Source organism: Candidatus Omnitrophota bacterium, from assembly GCA_040755155.1.
GTDB lineage: Bacteria > Hinthialibacterota > Hinthialibacteria > Hinthialibacterales > Hinthialibacteraceae > JBFMBP01.
Genome location: JBFMBP010000049.1, coordinates 1 through 3,430 on the forward strand (window position 1 = coordinate 1; position 3,430 = coordinate 3,430).

The 3,430-nt window shown below is 52.4% G+C and carries 3 protein-coding genes; all 3 read right to left on the reverse strand.

What is annotated here, in order from left to right; genetic code table 11:
- Window positions 1–26 precede the first annotated feature (26 nt).
- Window positions 27–1,454, reverse strand: a complete 1,428-nt coding sequence (locus tag AB1656_06085) for a glycosyltransferase 87 family protein (GenBank protein MEW6234937.1) — start codon at window positions 1,452–1,454, stop codon at window positions 27–29.
- Window positions 1,451–2,989, reverse strand: coding sequence for a Wzz/FepE/Etk N-terminal domain-containing protein (locus AB1656_06090; protein ID MEW6234938.1), 1,539 nt, complete (start codon window positions 2,987–2,989; stop codon window positions 1,451–1,453). The genes AB1656_06085 and AB1656_06090 overlap by 4 nt, the downstream gene beginning before the upstream one ends.
- A gap of 165 nt (window positions 2,990–3,154) precedes the next feature.
- On the reverse strand, window positions 3,155–3,337 hold the full coding sequence (gene rpmB / locus AB1656_06095; GenBank protein ID MEW6234939.1) for a 50S ribosomal protein L28: 183 nt from the start codon (window positions 3,335–3,337) through the stop codon (window positions 3,155–3,157).
- Window positions 3,338–3,430: the final 93 nt, after the last annotated feature.

Below are 3,430 nucleotides of genomic sequence, written 5' to 3' on the forward strand. Positions count from 1 at the left end.
ATTCATCATTCATCATTCATCATTCATCATTGCTTTTTACGCCAGGCCTCCCATAGCCAAAGCAGAAAGAACGGTCCATATTCCAGCGCCCGGCTCCAAGCAGGAAATCCCCAAGGATCGGAAAGAAAATAAGAGTAGTAAACAAAACTGGATAAGGAGAGATAAATCCACGCCGCGCTGGGATAGAAGCAGAGAAAGGGAACGCACCAGGCAATATACCAGGGATTGCATACCGGACTGCACAAAATCATAGCTCCTACAAGCTGAAACGTCCATCGCATCCGCCGCTCAGTGGAAGCCTCTTTTTCTCGTATAAATCTATACATTAAGAAGATAAAAAGGCCGAAGAAACATCCCAATAGAATCGCCTTAGCGACGAAAAAGGCATCGAAAGCGCAATCGACTCCCGCGATGGAGAACAGCCGCCGCCCCGTTCCCCATTCTGGAAGCCCCAGCCGCGACAATGTCCATTCCAACCCGGCAACGAGGCCGCTGTTGCTTTCCCAATAATTGGCGAATGCGGCAGCGCTTTTCAATGAATGGCCGACCACTCCGAAAAAGGGAAAAATCAAAATCGCCGTCGTCCCAATCCAGATCAGCCACGCTTTCCAAGGCCATTTTTTCGTCCAGAAAGGGAGAAGCAGCGCGGGGAAAATCTTCATCAGCCCCGCGCTGGCGAAAGCGGCGGCGGAGCGGCGGGGGTAGGATGCCAACGAGAACAATATACCTAAAAATAAGCCCGATAAGGCGATGCCGTCGCAATGAAGCGTGTTGATATATTCCTTCAAAACCAAAGGCGACCAGGCGTAATACGCTACGAAAACAGGAGGCATGGCCAAGCGCCGCAATAGCAGAATCAGCGCAGCGATCAGCGCGAAATCGAAGAATAGGACTACGAAACGCCAACCATAGATCGACAACGGCGCCATCAGCGACGAAACGCCGAACAGAATTTGCGCGAAAGGCGGGTAGATGGTGTGGAGGTCGGGATTGTTGACTTCTTCGAGAACGGCGCGGGCTTTATCGTATTTCCTCGTTTCATCCACGATCCGCCGCAGTTTAGGATCGTCTTGCGGAATGGAAGGATCAGATTCCACGGCGCGGATGATTTGCGCCGGTGAATAGCGATAGGGATTGACTCCCTTGGTCAAGACATAGCCGTCCCATAAATAGCGGTAATAATCGGTTTCCAAAATTGGCAGGCTCGGCAACAATAGCAGGCGGAAGATCGCCGCCCAGAATAGGACATCCCTCAGTTTTACGCCGCTATTCGTTCGCGCCGCCGTCAAAGCCGCCAACAGATAAAACAACGACATGGCTCCCAAAACCAACAGGAGCCAACGAATTTGCGATGGCTCTCCCTCTGGATCGGCGAAAAAGGAGAAAAAAGATAGAAATCCCGTTAGCAGCGCCATCGCCGCGCCGCGCCAGTGAAACGACGCTCTATCCGTCACGGTACCTGGCCATCGGCGGCCAGACTTTCCGCCTCCGGCTTGACGACATGCTTCCAAATATCCAGGAAGAAGGCAAGGCCGCAAAACAGCGCCCAACCCAATCCCGTCCCAGCGATAACCATAATCGAACGCCGGGGAAATACGCGCTTATCCGGTTTGATGGCGCGGCCCACGCTTACATCGCGGTATTGCGCGGAGTTCTGGCGGCTTTCCAGCAGGTCCGCTTCGTTCAACAGCGGCTGAATATCTTGCAGCGCGTTGCGCTTTTGTTGAATGAAACGCTCCATGGCGGCGATTTTCGTTTCCTGCCGCCGGATGGTTCGATTAAGAATGGATAATTGTTGAGTCGCTTCCGCGATTTGACGATTGACGGCTTCCAATTCCGTTTCGTCTTTCAACAACGAGGTTTGCGCATCCGCCGAAGCAGCGTTTCCCTGCTTCGCAATAGCTTCGATTAAATTTTTTTGCGCGGCGATCGACAACGTCAGTTCCCGGCTTTTGGGAATCAGCGCCTCCGCATACTGCGGCGTCATTTCGAAGGATAGCGCATCGTAAATCTTCATGCGTTCTTTCATGAACGGCTTGTTCTCTTCCTCCAAATAGAAATCCTCTACCTTATTCTCCCCGGCGCGTTGCACGGGAGCTACCCCCGTCAATTGGATGAGAAGCGAAGCAGCTTCCGCCTTCAGCTGGTCCAAGTTGGACGATATGCGGTTTTCCGCCAATTCCGCTTCGGCGGACGCCAATTCGATCTCTACTTTCGCCGCGCTTTCCCGCGTCAGTTTGATCTGCTTTTCCACGGCGATGCGCAGGATATCTTCCGCCCGTTTTTCGAAGAGGCCGATCCACGTATTCGCCATCATGGCCGAACCCGCCGCCGTACTGTAATCGGCGGAAAGTTCGATGGTTTGCGAATAGATAGTTTCCAGGTTGGTCTCTTTGATGACGGCCACGCTGCAACGCAGCATCTTGCGCAGATCGAAAATGGAAAGATCGTCCAGAGCGCTCTCCTTCGTCGAGTATATTTCTTCAATTTGTTCGCCGCTCAAATGGGCCAGCATATAGATGCGCGCTTCCAGCAGCGGATCGGCCGCTTCTCCCGGCGGCGCCGTCGCCGCCAACAGTTCCGTCATCAGGGGAATATTGGTGTTTTCAATTAATTGAAATTGGTTGAGCGTTTTCGCTTTCTCCCGCAGGTTCTGTTTCATCCGCCCCAGCGCCGGTTCTTGCAGCAGCCGATGAATCGCCCCTCGCTGCCATTTCAGCGTAGAGACGATATCTTGATACAAACTGTCCTGCGCCATGATGCCCCGGTACGTCAACACGTCGAACTGTTTGGGGATAAGTTGCAGTTGTTCTTTGTATTTTGGAGTAGTAACCAGGATTTTTGCGTAGGCGCGCCAGGTCTGGGGCCAGACTAGCGAGACGATAATGGATAGGACGGCCGCCGCAATCGTTCCTTTGAGGATGAAATATCGCCGCCGATAGAGCACCCGCAAAAAGGCGACAAGATCGTAGGAAAAGGTTTCCGCCATGAATCTTCTTCGCTTCTCTTCAGAATGATGGATAGAGCCATTGGATTCTAAGCGGAGCCGGAAGGAGCGTCAACCCGATAATAACAAAACAAACGGAGACGGCCGCTTTTCCGAAATCGATCGTAAGCGGCCGTCTCTCGAATATTCTTGCGAAAACGCCGAATTTTACAAAAACGAACCGGTGCGGATGCAGCGGGTGCACGCCAGAATCCGCGTCGTCTTCCCGCCTTTTTTGATGGTGATTCGCTGCAGGTTGGGAGAGAAAAGCCGCTTGGTTTTATTGTTAGCGTGGCTCACGTTGTTTCCCACCTGGGGCTTCTTTCCGCAAATTTGACATTCATGCGCCATGATTATTTTCCTCAACTTACCGTTTGCTCGCGGGGAGTGAAAAACCGAAAAGGGAATTATAACCAAACTGCCGGTTTTTCCAAGGGATGCAAA